The 20,117-nt window shown below is 74.3% G+C and carries 18 protein-coding genes; 14 read left to right on the plus strand and 4 right to left on the minus strand.

Features of this window, described 5'->3' with window-relative positions; translation table 11 throughout:
• Positions 1-208 precede the first annotated feature (208 nt).
• From egtA to egtD, 4 genes are read left to right on the plus strand one after another with little or no spacing between them, the layout of a single operon-like run.
• Complete coding sequence (egtA, locus tag ACZ7DL_RS12835; RefSeq protein WP_470773871.1) at positions 209-1,555, plus strand: ergothioneine biosynthesis glutamate--cysteine ligase EgtA; 1,347 nt, start codon at positions 209-211, stop codon at positions 1,553-1,555.
• Positions 1,552-2,889 (plus strand): ergothioneine biosynthesis protein EgtB, encoded by a 1,338-nt coding sequence (egtB, locus tag ACZ7DL_RS12840; RefSeq protein WP_470773872.1) that lies wholly within the window; start codon positions 1,552-1,554, stop codon positions 2,887-2,889. The genes egtA and egtB overlap by 4 nt, the downstream gene beginning before the upstream one ends.
• On the plus strand, positions 2,889-3,704 hold the full coding sequence (gene egtC / locus ACZ7DL_RS12845) for an ergothioneine biosynthesis protein EgtC (RefSeq protein WP_470773873.1): 816 nt from the start codon (positions 2,889-2,891) through the stop codon (positions 3,702-3,704). Before egtB ends, egtC begins: the two co-directional genes overlap by 1 nt.
• A complete protein-coding gene (egtD, locus tag ACZ7DL_RS12850) occupies positions 3,701-4,663 on the plus strand; it encodes an L-histidine N(alpha)-methyltransferase (RefSeq protein ID WP_470773875.1) in 963 nt (320 codons plus the stop codon). Before egtC ends, egtD begins: the two co-directional genes overlap by 4 nt.
• Positions 4,664-4,678: 15 nt before the next feature.
• Here the strand turns inward: egtD and ACZ7DL_RS12855 are convergent, their stop codons facing one another.
• A complete protein-coding gene (locus tag ACZ7DL_RS12855; RefSeq protein WP_470773876.1) occupies positions 4,679-5,935 on the minus strand; it encodes an extracellular solute-binding protein in 1,257 nt (418 codons plus the stop codon).
• A gap of 214 nt (positions 5,936-6,149) precedes the next feature.
• Between ACZ7DL_RS12855 and ACZ7DL_RS12860 the strand changes: the two genes are divergently transcribed.
• Positions 6,150-6,365 (plus strand): dodecin, encoded by a 216-nt coding sequence (locus ACZ7DL_RS12860; RefSeq protein ID WP_470773877.1) that lies wholly within the window; start codon positions 6,150-6,152, stop codon positions 6,363-6,365.
• Between the two features lie 33 nt (positions 6,366-6,398).
• Here ACZ7DL_RS12860 and ACZ7DL_RS12865 read toward each other — a convergent pair whose 3' ends face one another.
• Positions 6,399-6,890 (minus strand): phosphatase domain-containing protein, encoded by a 492-nt coding sequence (locus ACZ7DL_RS12865; RefSeq protein WP_470773878.1) that lies wholly within the window; start codon positions 6,888-6,890, stop codon positions 6,399-6,401.
• 206 nt (positions 6,891-7,096) lie between these two features.
• On the opposite strand from ACZ7DL_RS12865, the gene ACZ7DL_RS12870 reads away from it, so the two are divergent.
• The 9 genes from ACZ7DL_RS12870 to ACZ7DL_RS12910 all read left to right on the plus strand — a co-directional run bounded on the left by ACZ7DL_RS12870 (position 7,097) and on the right by ACZ7DL_RS12910 (position 18,426).
• Complete coding sequence (locus ACZ7DL_RS12870) at positions 7,097-7,546, plus strand: (2Fe-2S) ferredoxin domain-containing protein (protein ID WP_470773879.1); 450 nt, start codon at positions 7,097-7,099, stop codon at positions 7,544-7,546.
• Between the two features lie 111 nt (positions 7,547-7,657).
• Positions 7,658-7,828 (plus strand): 50S ribosomal protein L32, encoded by a 171-nt coding sequence (gene rpmF / locus ACZ7DL_RS12875; RefSeq protein WP_470773880.1) that lies wholly within the window; start codon positions 7,658-7,660, stop codon positions 7,826-7,828.
• 37 nt (positions 7,829-7,865) lie between these two features.
• Positions 7,866-8,873: an LLM class flavin-dependent oxidoreductase gene (locus tag ACZ7DL_RS12880; RefSeq protein ID WP_470773881.1), complete on the plus strand. Its 1,008-nt coding sequence runs from the start codon at positions 7,866-7,868 to the stop codon at positions 8,871-8,873.
• 76 nt (positions 8,874-8,949) lie between these two features.
• Entirely contained in the window at positions 8,950-9,144 is a 195-nt protein-coding gene (locus tag ACZ7DL_RS12885; RefSeq protein WP_470773883.1) for an antitoxin, read from the plus strand.
• A gap of 27 nt (positions 9,145-9,171) precedes the next feature.
• The gene (locus ACZ7DL_RS12890) at positions 9,172-11,505 is read left to right on the plus strand and encodes an ATP-binding cassette domain-containing protein (protein ID WP_470773884.1); all 2,334 of its coding nucleotides are present in this window, start codon (positions 9,172-9,174) and stop codon (positions 11,503-11,505) included.
• Positions 11,506-11,600: 95 nt separating this feature from the next.
• On the plus strand, positions 11,601-12,005 hold the full coding sequence (locus ACZ7DL_RS12895; protein WP_470773885.1) for a CU044_2847 family protein: 405 nt from the start codon (positions 11,601-11,603) through the stop codon (positions 12,003-12,005).
• A gap of 57 nt (positions 12,006-12,062) precedes the next feature.
• Entirely contained in the window at positions 12,063-14,156 is a 2,094-nt protein-coding gene (locus ACZ7DL_RS12900) for a VMAP-C domain-containing protein (RefSeq protein WP_470773886.1), read from the plus strand.
• The gene (locus ACZ7DL_RS12905; RefSeq protein ID WP_470773887.1) at positions 14,153-15,097 is read left to right on the plus strand and encodes an AAA family ATPase; all 945 of its coding nucleotides are present in this window, start codon (positions 14,153-14,155) and stop codon (positions 15,095-15,097) included. The genes ACZ7DL_RS12900 and ACZ7DL_RS12905 overlap by 4 nt, the downstream gene beginning before the upstream one ends.
• A 2-nt stretch (positions 15,098-15,099) precedes the next feature.
• A complete protein-coding gene (locus ACZ7DL_RS12910) occupies positions 15,100-18,426 on the plus strand; it encodes an SAV_2336 N-terminal domain-related protein (protein ID WP_470773888.1) in 3,327 nt (1,108 codons plus the stop codon).
• On the opposite strand, the gene ACZ7DL_RS12915 is transcribed toward ACZ7DL_RS12910, so the two are convergent.
• Both ACZ7DL_RS12915 and ACZ7DL_RS12920 read right to left on the minus strand, forming a co-directional pair.
• On the minus strand, positions 18,340-19,236 hold the full coding sequence (locus ACZ7DL_RS12915; RefSeq protein ID WP_470773890.1) for a lysophospholipid acyltransferase family protein: 897 nt from the start codon (positions 19,234-19,236) through the stop codon (positions 18,340-18,342). The genes ACZ7DL_RS12910 and ACZ7DL_RS12915 overlap by 87 nt on opposite strands.
• A complete protein-coding gene (locus ACZ7DL_RS12920; protein ID WP_470773891.1) occupies positions 19,236-20,030 on the minus strand; it encodes a GNAT family N-acetyltransferase in 795 nt (264 codons plus the stop codon). The genes ACZ7DL_RS12915 and ACZ7DL_RS12920 overlap by 1 nt, the downstream gene beginning before the upstream one ends.
• Positions 20,031-20,117: the final 87 nt, after the last annotated feature.

Here is a 20,117-nt window from a genome sequence, read left to right on the forward strand (position 1 = left end):
CGCATCCTGGGCGATGCTGGTGAGCGGTGCAACGGAGTTTCCCGCGCCCGGAACGGCCCGGAAATGCGCAAGGAAACGGAGGTGCCCAATCCGGGACGTCCGGGCGGGCACTCTTGTGCGAAGAGGCCGAAGGGTTTTGGGTGGGACGAGTGCCCGCCCGGCCCCCCCGCCGGGCGGGGGCACAGCGGAACCTCAGGAGGATCCAGACATGTCCGATACGAGGAGTGACGGCGGCGACTGTACCGCGCACCGCACCGCCGTCACCGAGGCCGAGGTGGAGGCCCTGGTGCGGGGCATCTGCTTCAAAACCGGGCCACCCCGCACGCTCGGTGTCGAGCTGGAGTGGCTCGTCCACGCACGGGAGCTGCCACAGCTCCCGGTCACACCCGAACGGCTCGAAGCGGCCTACGCCACCTTGCGGACCGTACCCCTGGGATCGGCGCTCACCGTCGAACCCGGCGGCCAGCTGGAGCTGAGCTCGCCGCCCGCCTCCTCCCTGATGGAGTGCGTCGACACCGTCTCCGCCGATCTGGACACCGTCCGGGCCGTCCTGGCCGAGGACGGTCTCGGCCTCGCCGGCATCGGCCACGACCCCTGGCACGCGCCCCGCAGATTCCTGCACGAGCCGCGCTACGACGCCATGGAGACGTGCCTGGACCGCACCGGCCCGGCCGGCCGCCACATGATGTGCACCTCGGCCTCCGTCCAGGTCTGTGTGGACGCCGGCCACGAGGAGCCCGGCCCGCTGGGGCACGTCCGGCGCTGGTGGCTGGCGCACCAGCTGGGCGCGGTGCTGGCGGCCGCGTTCGCCAACTCGCCGCTGATCGGCCGGCGGCCCACCGGCTGGCGGTCCACCCGGCAGCTGCTGTGGATGGAGATCGGTGCCGGCCGGGCCGGCGCTCCCCCGCTGACCGGCGAACCCCGGGCCGCCTGGGCCCGGCATGTGCTGGACTCGCCGGTGATGTGCGTCCGCCAGGACGGCGGGCCCTGGGAGGTGCCCGAGAGGCTCACCTTCCGGGAGTGGACCCGCTCCCGGGCGCCCCGGCCGCCCACCCGGGCGGATCTCGACTACCACCTGACCACCCTCTTCCCGCCCGTCCGGCCGCGCGGCCATCTGGAACTGCGGATGATCGACGCGCAGCCCGGCGAGGACGGCTGGATCGTGCCGCTCGCGGTGACGGCGGCGCTGTTCGACGATCCGGAGGCCGCCGAGACCGCCTACCGGACCGTGAAGCCGCTCGCCGAACGGGCCCTGAATCTGCCCGCCCCGCACAACCCCCTGTGGGTCGACGCGGCCCGGCACGGGCTCGCCGACCCGGAGCTGCGCGAGGCCGCCGCCGGCTGCTTCGCTGCGGCCCTGGAGGCCCTGCCCCGGCTCGGCGCCACCACGCGGGTCACCGAGGCCGTGGCGGCCTACCGGGACCGCTATGTCGCCCAGGGCCGCTGCCCGGCCGACGACCTGCTGGACCGGCTGCCCGCCACGGATCCGCAGTCCCGGCCCGGCCCGGCCGGGGGCACCCCCACCGCCCACGGGAGGAAGGACATCCGCACATGACCGCCCCCGAGTCCGGCACCGAGACCGCCGAGACGGACACCGAGGCGCTGCGCAAGCGCGCGCTGGCCTCCCTCACCACCGCCCGTGACCGCACCACGCTGCTGACCACCTGCGTCGACGAACCGGACCTCACCGCCCAGCACTCCCCGCTGATGTCCCCGCTGGTGTGGGACCTGGCGCACATCGGCAGCCAGGAAGAGCTGTGGCTGCTGCGGGCGGTCGGCGGCCGGGAGGCGATGCGGCCCGAGATCGACAGCCTCTACGACGCCTTCGAGCATCCGCGCGCCGAGCGCCCCTCGCTGCCGCTGCTGCCGCCCGCCGAGGCCCGCCGGTACGCGGCCGACGTGCGTGGCCGGGCGCTGGATCTGCTGGAGACGGCGGACTTCCACGGCACCCGGCTGACCGAGGCCGGTTTCGCCTTCGGGATGATCGCCCAGCACGAACAGCAGCACGACGAGACCATGCTGATCACGCATCAGCTGCGCAAGGGGCCCCAGGCCCTGACCGCCCCGGAGCCGGCCCCGGCCCCGCTGTTCACGGGCCCGGCCGAAGTCCTCGTCCCCGGCGGCCCGTTCACCATGGGCACCTCCAGTGAGCCCTGGGCGCTGGACAACGAACGCCCGGCGCACCCGCGGGAGGTGGCACCGTTCTGGATCGACACCACCCCGGTCACCAACGCGGCGTACCAGGCGTTCATCGAGGACGGCGGGTACGACAGCGAGCGCTGGTGGGCGCCGGAGGGCTGGGCGCACATCAGGCGGCACGGCATCACCGCCCCGCTGTTCTGGCGGCGGGACGGCGACCGGTGGCTCAGGCGCCGGTTCGGCGTCACCGAGCCGGTCCCGGCCGACGAGCCGGTGCTGCACGTGTGCTGGTACGAGGCGGACGCCTACGCCCGCTGGGCCGGGCGGCGGCTGCCCACCGAGACGGAATGGGAGAAGGCGGCCCGCTTCGACCCGGCGACGGGCCGGTCCCGGCGCTACCCCTGGGGTGACGCCGACCCGGCCCCCGAGCACGCCAATCTCGGCCAGCGGCACCTCAGGCCCGCACCGGCCGGCAGCTACCCGGCCGGTGCGTCACCGCTGGGCGTGCGCCAGTTGATCGGCGACGTGTGGGAGTGGACGGCGAGCGACTTCCTGCCGTACCCGGGCTTCAGGGCCTTCCCGTACAAGGAGTACTCGGAGGTGTTCTTCGGCCCCGACCACAAGGTGCTGCGCGGCGGTTCGTTCGCCGTGGACCCGGTGGCCTGCCGGGGCACGTTCCGCAACTGGGACTACCCGATCCGCCGGCAGATCTTCTCCGGGTTCCGCACCGCCCGCTCGGGGGCCGTCTGATGTGCCGTCACCTCGCCTATCTGGGACCGCAGGAGCCGCTCGGCCGGCTGCTGCTGGAGCCTGCGCACAGCCTCTTCCGCCAGTCGTGGGCGCCGCGCCGGCAGCGGTACGGGACGGTCAACGCCGACGGCTTCGGGGTCGGCTGGTACGCGCCGGAGGATCCGGTGCCGGCGCGCTACCGGCGGGCCGGGCCGATCTGGGCCGATCTGTCCTTCGCCGACCTGGCCCGGGTGGTGCGTTCGGGTGCCGTGCTCGCCGCCGTCCGGGACGCCACCCTCGCGGGGGCGGACGCCGAGGCCGCGGCGGCGCCGTTCGCGGCGGGGCGGTGGCTGTTCAGCCACAACGGCGCGATCGCGGGCTGGCCGGACGCGGTGGCGCCCCTGGTGCCCGCGCTACCCCCGGTCGACCTGCTGTCGCTCCAGGCCAGCACCGACTCGGCGTTCATCTGGGCGCTGGTCCTGCACCGGCTGCGGATGGGCGCGGAACCGGGCCAGGCCCTGGGGGAGACCGTGCGCCGGCTGGCCGAGGCGGCCCCCGCCTCCCGGCTCAACCTGCTGCTGACGGACGGGGACACGATCACCGCCACCGCCTGGGGCGACTCGCTCTGGTACCGCACGGAGCCCGGCCGGTGCACGGTCGTCGCCTCCGAGCCGTACGACGACGACCCGCTCTGGCAGGAGGTCCCCGACCGCACCGTACTCACCGCGAGCCGTGCCGGTGTGCTGCTCGCCCCGCCGATGGATCCGGCGGCCTCCCCCACTCCCGACTCCGCCCGAGCGGGGGCGCCCCCGTCACCGAAGGAGCCCTGCCGTTGAGTCCCCTGCACGTCACCCGCACCCTTCCTGAGGACACGGCGGACGCCGCGCTGCGCGCCGACGTCCTGCACGGCCTCACCGTCACGCCCAAGTGGCTGCCGCCCAAGTGGTTCTACGACGCCCGGGGCAGCGAGCTGTTCGAGCGGATCACCGAGCTGCCCGAGTACTACCCGACGCGCGCCGAGCGGGAGATCCTCGCCGCCCGGTCCGGTGAGATCGCCGCCGCCAGCGGTGCCCGCACCCTGGTCGAACTGGGCTCGGGTTCCTCGGAGAAGACCCGCTATCTGATCGACGCCCTGCCCTCGCTCGCCGCCTACGTCCCCGTCGACGTCAGCGAGAGCGCCCTCGTCCAGGCGGGACAGGCCCTCATCGAGGAGCGACCGGATCTCGATGTGCACGCCCTGATCGCCGACTTCACGGCCCCGCTGGCCCTGCCCGCCACGCCCGGCCCGCGGCTGCTGGCGTTCCTCGGCGGCACGATCGGCAATCTGCTGCCCGCCGAACGCGCGGACTTCCTGGCCTCCGTGCGCTCGCTGCTCGCTCCGGGCGACGGGCTGCTGCTCGGCACGGACCTGGTCAAGGACGAGCGGGTGCTGGTCCGGGCGTACGACGACGCGGCCGGGGTGACGGCCGCGTTCAACAAGAACGTGCTGGCCGTCATCGACCGGGAGCTGGGGGCCGACTTCGATCCGGACGCGTTCGACCATGTGGCCCTGTGGAACGCCGAGCGGGAGTGGATCGAGATGCGGCTGCGCTCCCGTACCGACCAGACCGTGAAGGTGCCCGCGCTGGATCTCGCCGTGCACTTCGCCGCGGGCGAGGAGCTGCGCACCGAGGTGTCGGCCAAGTTCCGGAGGGACGGCGTGACCGCCGAACTGGCTGCGGTGGGCCTTGAGTTGACGCACTGGTGGACGGACGCCCAGGACCGGTTCGCGCTGTCGCTGAGCGTCGTGCGGTGAGCCGGGGGCGGTGGCTCAGCCCACGTTCGGGGCGAGCGCCTCGGTGATCTTCCGGGAGGCACGGCGGGCCTCCGTCGCGGGGTCCGCGCCTCCCAGCACCCGGGTCATGTACTCCTTGATCGGGTTGTCGGCCTCCACGTCGGCCCACTGAGGGGTGTGGGGGGTCGCCCGGCCGTGTGCCGCACCCGCGGCCATGGCGGCGACCCCCTCCTCGCCCGCGACGGCGTCGGCCAGCGTGGTCTTGTTGGGCACGTAGTTCATGGTGCGGGCGAGTTCGGTGTCCCATTTGGCACCGGTGAGGGCCGCGACGACGGCGGTCGCGGCGAACTGGTCATCGGTGTTCCGCGGGACGACCAGGTCGGAGCCGCCGGTGAAGACGGTGCCGGGCCGCCCGGCGGCCTTGCCGGGCACGGGGAAGAAGCCGAGCTTGTCCTCGAGGTCCGGCTTCTGCCGCACGATCGCCTGAGCGAGCCCGGGTACGGCGATGATCTGCGCGACCTTGCCGCCGGCGAACACCCCGGCCTGGGGCGGGTGTTCCTCGTCGGCGGCGGCGGGCCCCTTCCCCAGCGCCTGGAGCCGGCGGTAGAAGTCCATGCCGCGCAGCGCGGCCGGCGTGTCCAGCGCGCCCTCCCACGTGTAGTCCTTCTCCCGGGCGAGGTCGCCGCCCTCGTCCCAGATGAAGCCGGAGAGCGTGTACCAGTCCTGCCCGGCGAGGTAGATGCCCTGGCCGTCACCGGAGTTGAGCTTCTCGGTGTCGGCGAGCCACTCGTCGCGCGTCATCGGCGGGCGGGTGATGCCGGCCTGCTCGAAGAGGTCCTTGCGGTAGATGACCACACGGTTGGCCGCGTACCAGGGAACGCCGTACTGCTTGTTGCCGTCCCGGCCGGGCTGGGCGAGGCCGGGCAGCCACTTCTCCTTGCCCCAGTCCCGCATCGACTCCAGGGTGAGGTCCACGAGCCGGCCGCCGTCCGCGTACAGCGGGACCTGGGTGTTGCCGACCTCGATCACGTCGGGGCCGTCGCCGGAGTCCGTCTTGAGCGCGGTGCGCACCTTCTCGACGACGCCGGTCCACTCCTGGATGCGGATGTCCAGGCGCAGGTCCTGGTGGCCGCGTTCGAAGTCCTCGGTGAACCGCTGGAGGAACTCCCTGGAGGCACTGCCCTTCATCAGCCACACGGTCACGGTCGTGCGCTCGTGTCCGCCGGGGAGCAGTCCGCAGCCGCTGACGAGGGAGCCGGTGACACAGATGAGGGCGAGCAGACGACGTCTCACGAGGGGTCCTGTTCTGTCTGGCAGGGCGGTGCGGACAGGGGTGGGGGCCCGACGTGGGGGGACGAGCCGACGGCTCGTACGGGGTGTGCTGGATTTTGGTATGGACCAATGCGGAGGTCAAGGGTTACCGACGGCAGGCACGGGACGCCGTGCGGCCGCGGCGTTGATGCGGCACGGTGGAGTACGGCGTGACCCCGCCGAGAGGAGAACCCTCATGTCGAACCACACCTACCGCGTCACCGAGATCGTCGGCACGTCGCACGACGGCGTCGACCAGGCCATCCGCAACGGCATCGCCCGCGCCGACCAGACCCTGCGCAACCTGGACTGGTTCGAGGTGACCCAGATCCGCGGCCAGATCGAGAACGGGCGGATCGAGCACTACCAGGTGGGCCTGAAGGTCGGCTTCCGCATCGAGGACGGCGACTGACCCGGCCGGGCCGTCCCACCCGCCGTCCGCGCCTCAGGTACGCCCCTCCCGCTCCTGCGCGTCCTCCAGCGCGGCCGACTTCGCGGCCCAGCGGGCCCGTACGACCCTGAACCCGGCGCGCTCGGCGTCGTCGCACACCAGCTCGTCGTCGTCCACGAGCACCCGGATCTCCCGGTTGCGGGCGAGCCGGCGCAGGATCTCCAGCTTGGTGAACCGCGCCGGCCTGCGGTCGGCGTTGCCGCGCATGTACACGCGCCCCTCGGGCAGCCCGTGGGCGGCGAGCCATTCCAGCGTGTCCCGGCGGCACCGCTCGGGACGGCCCGTGAGGTAGACGATCTCGCAGTCACCGGCGCTCTGCACGGCCAGCGCGACGCCCTCGGCGAGCGGTGGATCCTGCGGCGCGGCGGCGAAGAACCCGTCCCAGTCGCGCGGCCGGCCCTCCAGGAAGTGCTGGCGGTGCGCGGTGCCGGCGAGTGTGTTGTCGAGGTCGAACACGGCGAGCGGACGTGTGCTGCTGTCTGTCACACCGGCCACCCTAGCCAGCCCCCGGACTCCGCATCCCGCGTGCGCCGAGCGGCTGCCGGGGTACGAGCGAGCGGACGGCCACCGGGAGACCTCGGGCGCGACGTGCCGTTCCGGCCGAAGCCGCGGATGCCGGGCGCGGTCGGCTTCCGGGCACGGCACCCCACCCACCCTCAACTCGCCCCGACGGGTACCTTCATGCTTCTCTCATGCCCAACTCCTCCACGCCGCCGTCTCCGGCGCCGACCTCTCCCGCCCCTTCCTCTCCCGCGCCCCACGCCGCCGTCGCCCGCCCCTGCACGCTCGTCGTGTGCCGGGGGTGCTGCTGCGGCGATCCGGCCAAGCATCCCGGCACCGACCACGCCGGCCAGCTGGAGCGGCTGCGACAAGCCGCCGCCGAGGGGGACTTCGAGGTGCGGGTCACCGACTGCCTCGGACCGTGCGACCAGGCCAACGTGATCGTCGTACGGCCGTCGACGGCGGGCCGGCGCGCCGGCGGCCGGCCGGCGTGGATCGGGTTCGCCCTGGACGACGTCGGCACGGCCGAGGTCGCGGACTGGGCACGGGCGGGCGGCCCCGGCCTGGCAGCACCCCCGCCGACGCTGGAGCTCCAGATGATCCAGGCCCCGCGCGGCGCCAGGGCGCGTTCCGGCCGCTGACGGTCACCGGCGACCGCGGTCACCCACAGCCACACACCACGACCACTTGATAATGGCATCCATTTTCATATAGCGTCCTCGGTGCCTGCCCCCAGCACCGAGGAGGACTCCATGGCCGTTCCCAAGCGGAAGATGTCCCGCAGCAACACCCGCCACCGCCGCGCCCAGTGGAAGGCGGCCACCCCCACCCTGGTCCCCGTCACGCTCGACGGCGTCCGGCACCTCGTCCCGCAGCGCCTGGCCAAGGCATACGAGCGCGGGCTGCTGCGCCCGGAGGACTGACCGGGAATCCCGGGCGCGCCAGGGCGTTGAACCCTGCGTGAGCAGCACAGTGATCGCCCGGACCCGGTTCTCCGTCCTCGACCGCTCCCGCACCCGCGAGGGCCGTCCGCCCGCCGAGGCGCTGCGGGACACCGTCGCGCTGGCCCGGGAGGCGGAGGCCCTCGGCTACCACCGGTTCTGGGTGTCCGAGCACCACGGAGTGCCCGGCGTGGCCGGCTCCGCGCCGACCGTGCTCGCCGCAGCGGTCGCCGCGGCCACCCGCGACATCCGGGTCGGCACCGGCGGAGTCATGCTGCCCAACCACCGGCCCCTGGTCGTCGCCGAGCAGTTCGGGGTGCTGGAGGCGCTGTTCCCGGGGCGTGTCGACATGGGGCTCGGCCGCTCCGTCGGCTTCACGGACGGGGTGCGCAGAGCCCTCGGCCGGGACAAGGAGGACGCCGAGGACTTCGCGGCGCAGCTCGGCGAACTGCTGGACTGGTTCACGGGCGGCTCGCCGACCGGGGTGCACGCCCGCCCCGCGGAGGGCCTGACCGTGCCGCCGTTCGTACTGGCCATGGGAGAGGGCGCGCGGATCGCGGCCCGCGCGGGCCTGCCCATGGTCATCGGTGACCTGCGCGGCCGCGACAGGATGCTGCGCGGCATCGACCAGTACCGCTCGCTGTTCCGCCCCTCCCGCTGGGCGGCCGAACCGTACGTCGTGATCTCCGGTACCGTCGCGGTCGCCGGCACCGAGACCGAGGCGCGGCGGCTGCTGGTCCCGGAGGCCTGGTCGATGGCGTACTCCCGCACGCACGGCACCTTCCCGCCGCTCGCCCCCGCCGCATCGGTCGAGGCCCGCACCATGACCGCGAAGGAACGCGGCTTCTACGAGTCCGCCCTGGCCGGGCACATCGCCGGCACCGCGGACCAGGTCGCCCACGAGCTGGAGACGGTGCTGAAGGAGACGGGTGCCGAGGAGGTGCTCGTCACCACCAGCACCTACGACCGTACGGCCCTGCTGGACTCCTACCGGCGGCTCGCCGCGCTGTTCGCGCCGGTGACGTGACCGCTCGAGATGCGATCCCCGCCCCCGCCGGTGACCCTTGGGAGAGCACAACCCCCACGCGACGAGGAGGGCTGCCATGTCCTTCATGGACAAGATCAAGGGCATGCTCAAGGGCCATGAGAGCATGGCCGACAAGGGCATCGACAAGGGCGGGGACTACGTCGACCAGCGCACCGGGAACAAGTACCGGTCCCAGGTCGACACCGGGCAGGACAAGGTGAGGGACGAGTTCGGCACCCGGCAGGACCGGGACAACCCTCCGCGGTCGTAGCGCCCGGGGGCGGTTAGAGTACCCCCGATGCACCACCCCCACGACCCGTACGTCCGCGTCCGCGGCGCCCGTGAGCACAACCTCAAGGGCGTCGACGTGGACATCCCCCGGGACGTGCTGGCGGTGTTCACCGGTGTCTCCGGCTCGGGCAAGTCGTCCCTGGCCTTCGGCACGGTCTACGCCGAGGCCCAGCGGCGGTACTTCGAGTCGGTCGCCCCGTACGCGCGCAGGCTCATCCACCAGGTCGGGGCGCCCAAGGTCGGCGAGATCACCGGGCTGCCGCCCGCGGTCTCGCTCCAGCAGCGCCGCTCGGCCCCCACCTCGCGCTCCTCGGTGGGCACCGTCACCAATCTCTCCAACTCGCTGCGCATGCTCTTCTCGCGCGCCGGCACGTACCCGCCCGGTGCCGAACGGCTCGACTCGGACGCGTTCTCGCCGAACACCGCGGCGGGCGCCTGCCCCGGCTGCCACGGCCTGGGGCAGGTGCACGAGACCAGCGAGGAGTTGCTGGTCCCGGATCCCTCGCTGTCCGTCCGCGAGGGCGCCATCGCGGCCTGGCCGGGCGCCTGGCAGGGCAAGAACCTCAGGGACATCCTCGACACGCTCGGGTACGACGTGGACCGGCCCTGGCGCGAGCTGCCCGCGCGGCAGCGCGAGTGGATCCTGTTCACCGACGAACAGCCGGTCGTCACCGTGCACCCGGTCCGGGACGCGGACCGCATCCAACGGCCGTACCAGGGCACGTACACGAGCGCCCGCCGGTATGTGCTGAAGACCTTCTCGGACACCAAGTCGGCCACCCTGCGGGCGAAGGCGGAGCGGTTCCTGGCCGGCGCGCCCTGCCGGGCGTGCGAGGGCAGCCGGCTGCGGCCCGAGGCGCTCGCGGTGACCTTCGGCGGCCGGACCATCGCCGAACTGGCCGCGCTGCCGCTGACCGACCTCGCGGGGCTGCTGGACGGCGCCGCCACGGAGACCGCCCGGGTGCTCACCGAGGACCTGAAGTCCCGTATCGCGCCCGTGGTCGAACTGGGCCTCGGTTATCTCAGCCTGGACCGGGCCACCCCCACCCTGTCGGCGGGCGAGCTCCAGCGGCTGCGGCTCGCCACCCAGTTGCGCTCCGGGCTGTTCGGTGTGGTGTACGTGCTGGACGAGCCGTCCGCCGGACTGCACCCGGCGGACACCGAGGCGCTGCTGACGGTGCTGGACCGGCTCAAGGCGGCCGGGAACTCGGTGTTCGTGGTGGAGCATCACCTGGAGGTGGTGCGTGCCGCCGACTGGCTGGTGGACGTGGGCCCCGGCGCCGGCGAGCACGGCGGTCGCGTGCTGTACAGCGGGCCGCCGGCCGAGCTGGCCTCGGTCGAGGAGTCGGCGACGGCCGCGTTCCTGTTCGACGAGTCGCCCGGACCGGCGCGGGAGGTGCGCACGCCACGCGGCTGGCTGTCGGTGGGTCCGGTGACCCGGCACAACCTGCGCGCGGTGACGGCCGGGTTCCCGCTCGGCGCGTTCACCGCCGTCACCGGTGTCTCCGGGTCCGGAAAGTCCACGCTGATCGGTGAGTTGACGGAGGACCTGGAGGGGGTGGGGCGGCTGGTCCGGGTCGACCAGAAGCCCATCGGACGCACCCCGCGGTCCAACCTGGCCACCTACACCGGCCTGTTCGACGTCGTACGGAAGGTGTTCGCCGGCACCGAGGAGGCGCGGGCGCACGGGTACGGCGTCGGGCGGTTCTCGTTCAATGTGGCCGGGGGACGCTGCGAGACCTGTCAGGGTGAGGGGTTCGTCAGTGTGGAGCTGCTGTTCCTGCCGAGCACGTACGCGCCCTGCCCGGACTGCGGCGGCGCCCGCTACCGGCCGGAGACGCTCCAGGTGACGTACCGGGGACGGAACATCGCCGAGGTGCTGGACCTGACGGTGGAGGCGGCCGCGGAGTTCTTCGCGGACACCCCGGCCGCCGCCCGCAGTCTTGGCACGCTGCTCGACGTGGGCCTCGGCTATCTGCGGCTCGGCCAGCCCGCGACCGAGCTGTCCGGCGGGGAGGCCCAGCGGATCAAGCTGGCGAGCGAGCTCCAGCGCGGACGCCGGGGGCACACCCTGTATCTGCTGGACGAGCCGACCACCGGACTGCACCCGGCCGACGTGGAGGTGCTGATGGACCGGCTGCACGGGCTGGTGGACGCCGGCCACACGGTGGTCGTGGTGGAGCACGACATGACGGTGGTCGCGGGCGCCGACTGGGTGATCGACCTGGGTCCGGGCGGCGGCGAACGGGGCGGCCGGATCGTGGCGGCCGGCCCGCCGGAGCGGGTGGCCCGGGCGGAGGGCAGCGCGACGGCGCCGTATCTGGCCCGGGTCATGCCCTGAGCCTCGGGTGGTCCAGCGAGTCCAAGGCATCGATGCGGTAACCGAGTTGTGCAAGAACAGCGGCTGGCGCGGGCTTCCCGCCGATAATACGAACCGTGAGCTCTTTCGCCGATTCCTCCGATCTCGCGCTCGACGACGGCACTCCGGTCCGGTTCCTGCTCGGGCCCGGCACGGTACCGCTGCCCTCTCCACCGGACGACGACCTCCCGGAGGGCATGGGCCGGGCGGTACCGGTCGGCGCGGGCGGCCGCGCGGTCGCGAACTTCGCGGCCGAGGCGCTCCGGGGTGCGCTGCGGCCGATCGGCCCGCTGCTCCAGGAGGTCCACGACGCCGCCACGGCGGTGCCCGAGCCGCCCACCGAGCTGACCGTGACCTTCGGCGTGCAGGTCGGCCAGGACCTCAAGTTCGGGATCGTCGGGGCGGCCGGGCAGGCGCATCTCACCGTCACCGCCAGTTGGCGGCCCGCCCCGGACACCGGTGCGACGCCCGCCGCGGAGTGACACGTGGGATGGTTCCGGAATCGGTGGGACAGTTTCGATGATCCGTCCCGGTACGTCGTGTCCATCCGGCGCATCGAGGACGGCAAGACCGCGGGTGCGGGCTTCGTGCTCGGCCCCGACACGGTGCTGACCTGCGCGCACGTCGTCAACGCCGCGCTGGGCAGGGAGATGTTCGACGCACGGGCACCGGGCGTGGCGGAGGTTCCCGTCGAGGTGCCCGACGCCGGGTCGGCAGGCAGCCGGGGGTACCCGGCCCGCGTGGCCCACTGGATCCCGCCCCGCGCCCGGGACGGCGGAGCGGTGAGCGCGGGCAGCGACGAGTGGCGCGGCGACCTCGCCGTCCTGCGCGTCGACGCCCCGGCCGGGGGCCTGCCGCCCGGTCCCCGCCAGGCGGCCATGGCGGTCGGCCACAAGGTGGACGCCTGGCACGGTGTGGGCCGTGCCTCCACCGTGGCCCGTCTCACCGTCGCCGCTCTCCAGGGCCCCCTCGCCTATGTGGACGGCGCGCCCACCGGCATGGCCGTCGGCCCCGGCTACAGCGGCAGCCCGCTGTGGTGCCGGGAGGAACAGGCCGTGGTCGGACTCGTCGTCGGCCACTTCATGCCCGTGGACCGCACGGGTGCGCCGCTCGCCCTCGCTTTCCAGAGCGTCATCCGGCGCAGCTGGGCCCTGCCCTGGCAGGCCGTCGAGGCGGAGCTGCGCCCCCTCGGCGTGCTGGACGGCCTGCGGCCCGCGCCGGTCGACCCCGACGACCCCGCCTTCGCGTTGCTGGTGGAGGCGATCGAGGACGGGCTTCCCTCCCCCAGCGGGCGTGGTGACTGCGCCCGCAAGCTGGCCCGGCTGTGCGGTGTCGAGCCGGGCAGCGACGTCGTCCCGCCCTCCCCCGAGGAGGTCGGTGCATTCGTGCTGACCCACCCGCGGGCCCTGGCGGCGCTGGTCGGGGTTCTGCGCCGGGACGACCCGCGGGCGGCCGACCGGATCCTGGCCGCGGGCGCCCTGTCCCGCACGCCCCGGCTGCTGACCGCGGCCGAGTTCACGGAGCTGCGCGGCCACCTGCGCGCCATCGTCCCGGCCGTGCTGGGACGCTTCCCCGAGGCGGTCCGGGCCGCGCTGCCGCATCTCGCGGCCCGGCCGGGCGGCGACACCGTGGACGCGTTGCTCGATCATCTGGAGGGCCTGTCGGGCGACGGCCACGCGAGCGGCGACGAGCGCCGGGTGCCGGCGCTGCTGCGGGTGATGGAGTACGTCGGCGCGCTGTGCCCCGACACCCAGCGGGCGCGGCTGCGGCTGTGGGCGGACGGGGTGGCCCGGCGCCTGGGCATCGAGCGGTCGGCGCTGGCCGAGCGCCGTTTCGACGCGCAGGAGTGGGCGCGTTCGGTGCGCGCGCGGGCCACCCGGGTCCGCGTGCTGGTACAGGTGACCAAGACCGGGCGGAACCGGCACCGGCTGCGGATCTGGTGCGACGAGGGGACCGGGCCGCGGCAGGTCTCCGCCGAGAGCGTGAAGTCGTACTCGGCCTCGGAGGCGGCGCGCGAGGTGCTGCGTGCGCTGGACTCGCTCACGCCTCCGGCCGAGGACGAGCGTCCGCCGCTGGTGGAGGTGCTCGTGGACCGCGGCGGTCTCAACCTGCCCGTGGACGAGTGGGCGGCCAGGGACCCGGCCGAGCTGGTGCCCGGCGTGCTCGGGGTGGAGTTCCCGCTGGTCGTGCACTGTCCCGAACTGCTGCGTCGCAACGGTCGGTTCGTCTCCCGCTGGCGTACGCGGTGGAGCCGCCTGGACTCGGGCAAGGCGCTCGTCGTCTCCGAACCCACCGACCGGGACACGCTCTACTCCCGGCTGGTCAACCAACTCGACACCGTGCGCGTCTCCGTGGACGTACCGCCCGGTCCTCCCCGGGACCGCATCGTGCAGACCTGCCTGGCGCTGGGCATACCTGTGGTGATGTGGGACCGCCGCGAGGACGGCCCCTCGCACAGCGTCCGGCACATGGCCGAGGTCGCGACCCGGGAGCTGCCCGACGGTGTGCACAGCTATCGGGCGAACGCCCAGGCCAACCCTCCCGAGTTCCCCGGCCGGCCGGTCCTCGCCTGGGCCGACGCCGACCGTACCGTCCCTCGTCTGCATCTGTCCGAACCTCAGGAGGGCTCATGACATCCGCCGCCGACTGGCGCCTGTTCCGAGGCGACGGTGTGCCCCGGGCCGTCGGGCTCCCCTCCGCCCCGCCCTGGCGGCGCTTCACCCCGGCGCGCGCGACGCGCCCCGAGCTGCCGTACGTGATCGATCCGCGGCACGCCGACATCGTCAACGCGGCGCTGCACCTGCGCCGTCCGCTGCTGGTGACCGGGCCCGCCGGTACCGGCAAGTCGTCCCTCGCCCGGGCCGTCGCGCACGAGCTGTGCCTGGGCGACCTGCTGCGCTGGTCGGTCACCAGCCGCTCCACGGTGCCGGACGCGCTGTACGTGTACGACGCCATCGGCCGGCTGCGGGAGACCACGCTCAGCCGGGACCGCGGCGAAGGGGAGCCGTCCATCGGGCAGTTCATCCGGCTCGGGCCACTCGGTACGGCGCTGGTGGCGTCGGCCGCCCCGCGCTGTCTGCTCGTGGACGAGATGGACAAGGGTGACGTGGACCTGCCCAACGACCTGCTCACCGTGTTCGAGGAGGGCTACTTCGAGATCAAGGAGCTGGTCCGGCTGCCCGAGGACACGGCCGACGTGGAGGTGCAGACCTCCGACCACCGGGGGACCGTCCGGGTGCACCAGGGGGTGGTGCAGTGCGCCGAGTTCCCGGTGGTGATCATCACCAGCAACGGGGAGCGGGACTTCCCGCCCGCGTTCCTGCGCCGGTGTCTGCGGCTCGAACTGCCGGTGCCCGACGAGGAGCGGCTGCGCACCATCGTCGCCGCTCATCTGGGCGAGGATGCGCTGCGGGAGGCGGACGACCTGATCGACGCCTTCCTGCGCCGCCGCGCTCTGGGCGAGCTGGCCACCGACCAGTTGCTGAACGCCGTGTTCCTGCGCAGCGGAGGCGTCGACCTGAACGCGGACGGCCTGCTGGACGCCGTGCTGCACCAGCTCACCGGGGCGATGTGACGGTGGCCGGCGGGGGCGAACGGCTGGCCGAGGTGGTGCGGGTCCTGTCGGCCTGCGGCCACGACCTGGACGCGGACCAGGTCCTCGACGTGCTGTGGCTCGCCCGCAGGCTGCCCCCGGACGCCGGCGCCCCGCTGCTGCGTGAGCCGTCGCCCCCGTCGGCCCGCCCGGCGCCGGATCCCCTCCCCGAGCCCGGCCGGGCCGCCCCGCAGCAGCCGGCGCCGGAGCCCGACGACCCGGACCTGCCCGATCTCACCGCCCCCTCTCTGTACGCGGCGGCCCGGCAGAGTGCGGTGGCGGAGGTACGCATCGCCCCGGCGGCCCCCGAGCCGCGGCGGGCGATGCCGGTGCGGGTGCCCGAGGACAAGGCCCTCGCCGACGAACTCGAACTGGGCCGGGCGCTCAGGCCGTTGCGCCGCCGCCTCGACAGCCGCTACCGCACGGAGATCGACGAGGAGCGCACCGCCGCCCAGCTCGCCGAGACGAATCTGCCCGACGTGGTGGAGCGGCCGGTGCGGGAGCGCTGGCTGAATCTGGCGCTGCTCGTGGACGACGGCCTGTCGATGCTGTTGTGGCATCGGCTCGGCGCCGAACTGCGCACGCTTCTGGAGCGGTTGGGTGCGTTCGCCACCACCCGGGTGTTCGGCCTCGACACCCGCAGTGCCCGCGAGCCCTGCCTGCGCGCCCGCCCGTTCCGGCCCGAGAGCGGTGTGCTGCCGCTGAGCACCGTCAGCGACCCCTCGGGCCGTACCCTCGTGCTCGTCGTCAGCGACGGCATGGGCGCCGCCTGGCGGTCCGGGACGCTGCACCGGCTGCTGGCGGAGTGGGCTGCCCGCGGCCCGGTCGCGGTGCTCCAGACGCTGCCGCCGGACATGTGGGAGGCGTCCGGTATCGCCGCGGAGCGCTGGCAGTGCACGACCCGGCGGATCGGCGGTGCCAACGCGGCCTGGGAGGTGGGCGATCCGGTGCTGCCACCGGAGCTGTCCGCCTTCGACGGGGTGCCGGTGCCCGTGCTGGAGCCGACGCCTCAGGCGCTGCGGGACTGGGCGCGGCTGCTGGCCTCGCCCGGCGCCACCGTGGAGCTGCCGCTGCTGGCCCGTCCCGATCCGTACGGCAGTGTGGCCGCCGCGCGGGATCTGACCAGCGCGCAGCACTTCCGGGACGCGGCCACCCCGGAGGCGTACCGGCTGGCGGCGCATCTGGCGGCGGTCTCCCCGCTGTCGGTACCGGTGATGCGGCTGGTGCGGGCGGCGGTGCCGTGGCCGGCGACGACCTCGCACCTGGCGGAGGTGTTCCTGGGCGGCCTGGTCCGTCCGCATCCGGCGCCGGTGCCCGGCCCGCTGCCCGCCAAGCACCGGGTGTTCGACTTCACCGAGGAGTCCAAGGCGGTCCTCCTGGACTCGGTCCCGCAGGCCGAACTGTTGCGCACCAGCCGGCGCATCGGCCGCCACCTGGAGGAACTGGCGGGCAACTCCCCGGACTTCCCCGCCTGGCTGGCCCATCCGGACGGCTCCGCCCAGCTGCCCGGCTCGCACCAGCCGTTCACCAGCGTCGAGCGCCGGCTGCTGGCCCGGTTCGGGATGTCCTTCGACCGGGTGCCCGGCCTGCCCCGCCGGGAGCCGGACCGCACCGCCGGGTCCACCGACGACTGGGAGCCCCTGACCGACGCCGACCCGGTGCGGCTCGGCGCCTACCAGCTGCGCGACCGGCGCCGGGGCCGCCGTACGGTGGTGTACCGCGGTGTCGACGCGCAGGGCACCGAGGCGGTGCTCCGTACGCCACGACCCGAGCTGCCCGCGGCCAACGCCCAGTTGATCGCGGTGGAGGCGGAGGTGCTGGGCCGGCTCCAGGGCCAGTACGCGCCGGCGCTGCTGGCCACCGGACTGGAAGATTCCCCGCCGTGGCTGGCGATGGCCCCGGTGCGGGACCAGGACGCCCCGGACGGGCAGCCGCCCCGGCTGTCGGACGTGTTCGCCCGGTCCCTGGAGCAGGGCAGGACCCCGTTCGACCTGGTGCGCGGTCTGCTGGTGTCCTGGCATCTGGCGAACGCGCTCGCCCTGTGCCACGCCGGCGGGCTGGTGCCGGCCGGCTTCGGCATGGACAGCGTGTACGTGCTGCGCCGCACCATCGTGCTCGGCGACCTGTCCGACTGCGCGGTCGACGGCCGGTATCTGGGGCCCGGCCCGGTGCCGACCGTCGCGGACAGCATGCGCGCGCTGGGGGCGATGCTCCAGCTGATCAGCAGCAAGGTGCCGAGCCAGCCGGAGGGCATGCATCTGTGGCAGGGCGACGGCTGGGAGCAGCTGCGGCGCCTGGTGCTGCGCTGCCTGGACGAGGACCCGGCCCGCCGGCCCACCGCCAGCGAGGTCGCCGACGCCCTCGCCAAGTACATCGCGCTGGCCCGGCTGCGGCAGGGTGACGACGTGCCGCGGCCGGTGGCGCCGGCGGGCAGCCGGGCGCCGGCCCCCGTGCCGCTCACCCCGCCGGCCCCGGCCGAGCCGGTCCCGCCGGCCGACCGGCTGCTGCGCCTGCGCCTGCGTCCGGCCCGCTCCGAGTTCCGCAGGCGCCTGGACCGGGTGCGCCAGGGGATGCGGCACAGCAGGCGGGTGACGCTGGTCAGTGCCTTCCACTACAGCGGCCGGGCCACCGCCACGGTCGCCCTGGGCTCCCTGCTGGCCGCCGTCCGGGCCGAACCCGTCCTCGCCCTCGACGGAGCCTCCACCGAGGGCGCGCTCGGTTCCTTCCTGCCGCCCGACCGCAACCAGGCCGTCCCGCGGGATCTGGCCGCGCTGCCGCTCGGCCCGTCGTACGAGGAGGTCCGTGCCCTCACCACGCGCCTGCCCTCGGGCCTGGAAGTGATCGCGCACCGCTCGGGGCACGTAGGGCCCAACTCCGCGCACGCGCAGGAGTATCTGCGGGTGCTGGCCCATACGGCGCCGTACTACTCCTTCGTGCTGACCGACTGGGCGCCGATGCGGCTGGACCAGACGACGGACGTGGTCCTGGACCACACCGACCAGCTGGTCGTGTGCTGCAGCACCGCCGACTGGTTCTTCGAGGCGGCGGCGCGCACGCTCGGCCGGATCCGGCAGGACGGCCGGCCCGATCTGGCGGACCGGGCGGTCGTCGTGGCCACCCGGACCGACGGCTCGCACCGCCGGAATCTCCCCGGTGACCTGCACCGGACGCTGGGCATCCGGCACGATCAGGTCGTCCAGGTGCCGTTCGACACCGCGCTCCAGTCAGCGCGCTGGCAGCTGAAGGACCTCCGCGGGGCCACCGTGGACGCCTATCTGCGGCTGGCGGAGCTGGTCGTACGGCCTCTCTAGGACGCCCGCGACCAGCGCCGCGTGGGTCCAGGCCGGCTCGGGGGCGACCGGCTGGGCCGCGTCGGCGAGGGCGCGGCGGTCGGGGTGGACGCCCGGCGGGATCACCGGCCGGACCTCCACCTCGGCGACCAGGCCGCGAGCCCGGGCCACCCGCCACAGGGAGGACAGCAGGGTGTCCTCGCCGACGAAGGCCGCCGCGGTGCCGGGCCCGCCGTCCTGCTGCCGGTAGCGCAGGCCGACCGGCTGGACGGGTACGCCCGCGTCGAGCGCGGCCTGGAAGACGGCCCGGCGGTACCGGCCCTGGGCGCGCCCGCACCAGGTGCTGCCCTCGGGGAAGGCGGTCACGGCCGCGCCCGCCCGCAGGGCGTCGGCGATCCGGGCGACCGTGCCGGGCAGGGCGCGCAGCCGGTCCCGTTCGATGAACAGGGCCCCGCCGCGTGCGGCCAGCGCGCCCGCCACGGGCCACTGCCGGACCTCGGCCTTGGCGAGCATGCGGGCCGGTCGGACGGTGGTGAGCAGGGGGATGTCCAGCCAGGAGACGTGGTTGGCGACCATCAGCAGCGCGCCGGCCGGTGCGGCGGCGCCGGTGACGCGGACCCGGACCCCGATGGCCCGCACGATCATCCGGCACCACCGCCTGGCCCACTCGGCGGGGATCCTCCCGCCGAGCGGGGACAGCGCGATCCCGGCCAGCGCCAGGACCACGACCGCGGTCAGCCGCAGCACGGCACGGGGTACGGCCGCGGCGGCCCGGACCGGTTCCACGCAGGCGCCCGGGGTGCAGGGCGCGGTGGGCAGCCAGACGCTCATCAGGCCGGCACGAGGGACAGGAAGTGCCGCAGATAGCGCGGGTTGACCCGGCGCATCGACAGCAGGACGTACAGGTCGGCGACCCCGAAGTCGGGGTCGTACGCGGGCTCGCCGCACACCCGGGCGCCGAGGCGGAGGTAGCCGCGCAGCAGGACGGGGAGCTCGTGGCGGGTAGGCGGGAGATGAGGGGCGCGGGTGGCCGGGGCCTCGGCGTTCGGGACCCAGGGCAGCAGGGGCCGTACCCGGAACTCGTCGGGTGCCAGGTGCCCCGCGCGGACCCGCTCCCAGGTGGCTGTGGCGAGGGCGCCGCCGTCGGCGAGCGGCACGGAGCAGCAGCCCGCCAGCCACTCGTGGCCCCGGTCGGTCATGTAGCGGGCTATGCCGGCCCAGATCAGGCCGATGACGGCGCCGTCACGGTGGTCGGGGTGGACGCAGGAGCGGCCGACCTCGACCAGGCCGGGGCGGATCGCGTCGAGCGCGCCCAGGTCGAACTCGCCCTCGGAGTAGAGCCGGCCGGCGATCGCGGCCCGGTCCGGCGGCAGCAGCCGGTAGGTGCCGACGACCTGCCCGGTCTCCGTGTCGTGCACGAGGAGGTGGTCGCAGTAGGCGTCGAAGGCGTCGACGTCGTACCCCGGCTCCGTGGTGGCCAGCAGGGCCCCCATCTCGCCGGCGAAGACGTCGTGCCGCAGCCGCTGCGCGGCGCGCACGTCGGACTCGTCGCGGGCGAGGGTGACGGTGTAGCGGGTGGGTGCCGCGGGCTGCGGGGGACGGTCGAGGGTGGAAACGCCGGTCATGGCTCTCTCCTGGTCACGGGCCGGTTCGGCGACGGCGGGCCTGCCGCGCAGACCCGCCGTTCCAGTTCTTCCGACGCGGGTTGGCCG

This window comes from Streptomyces sp. NPDC036984 (genome assembly GCF_055607665.1).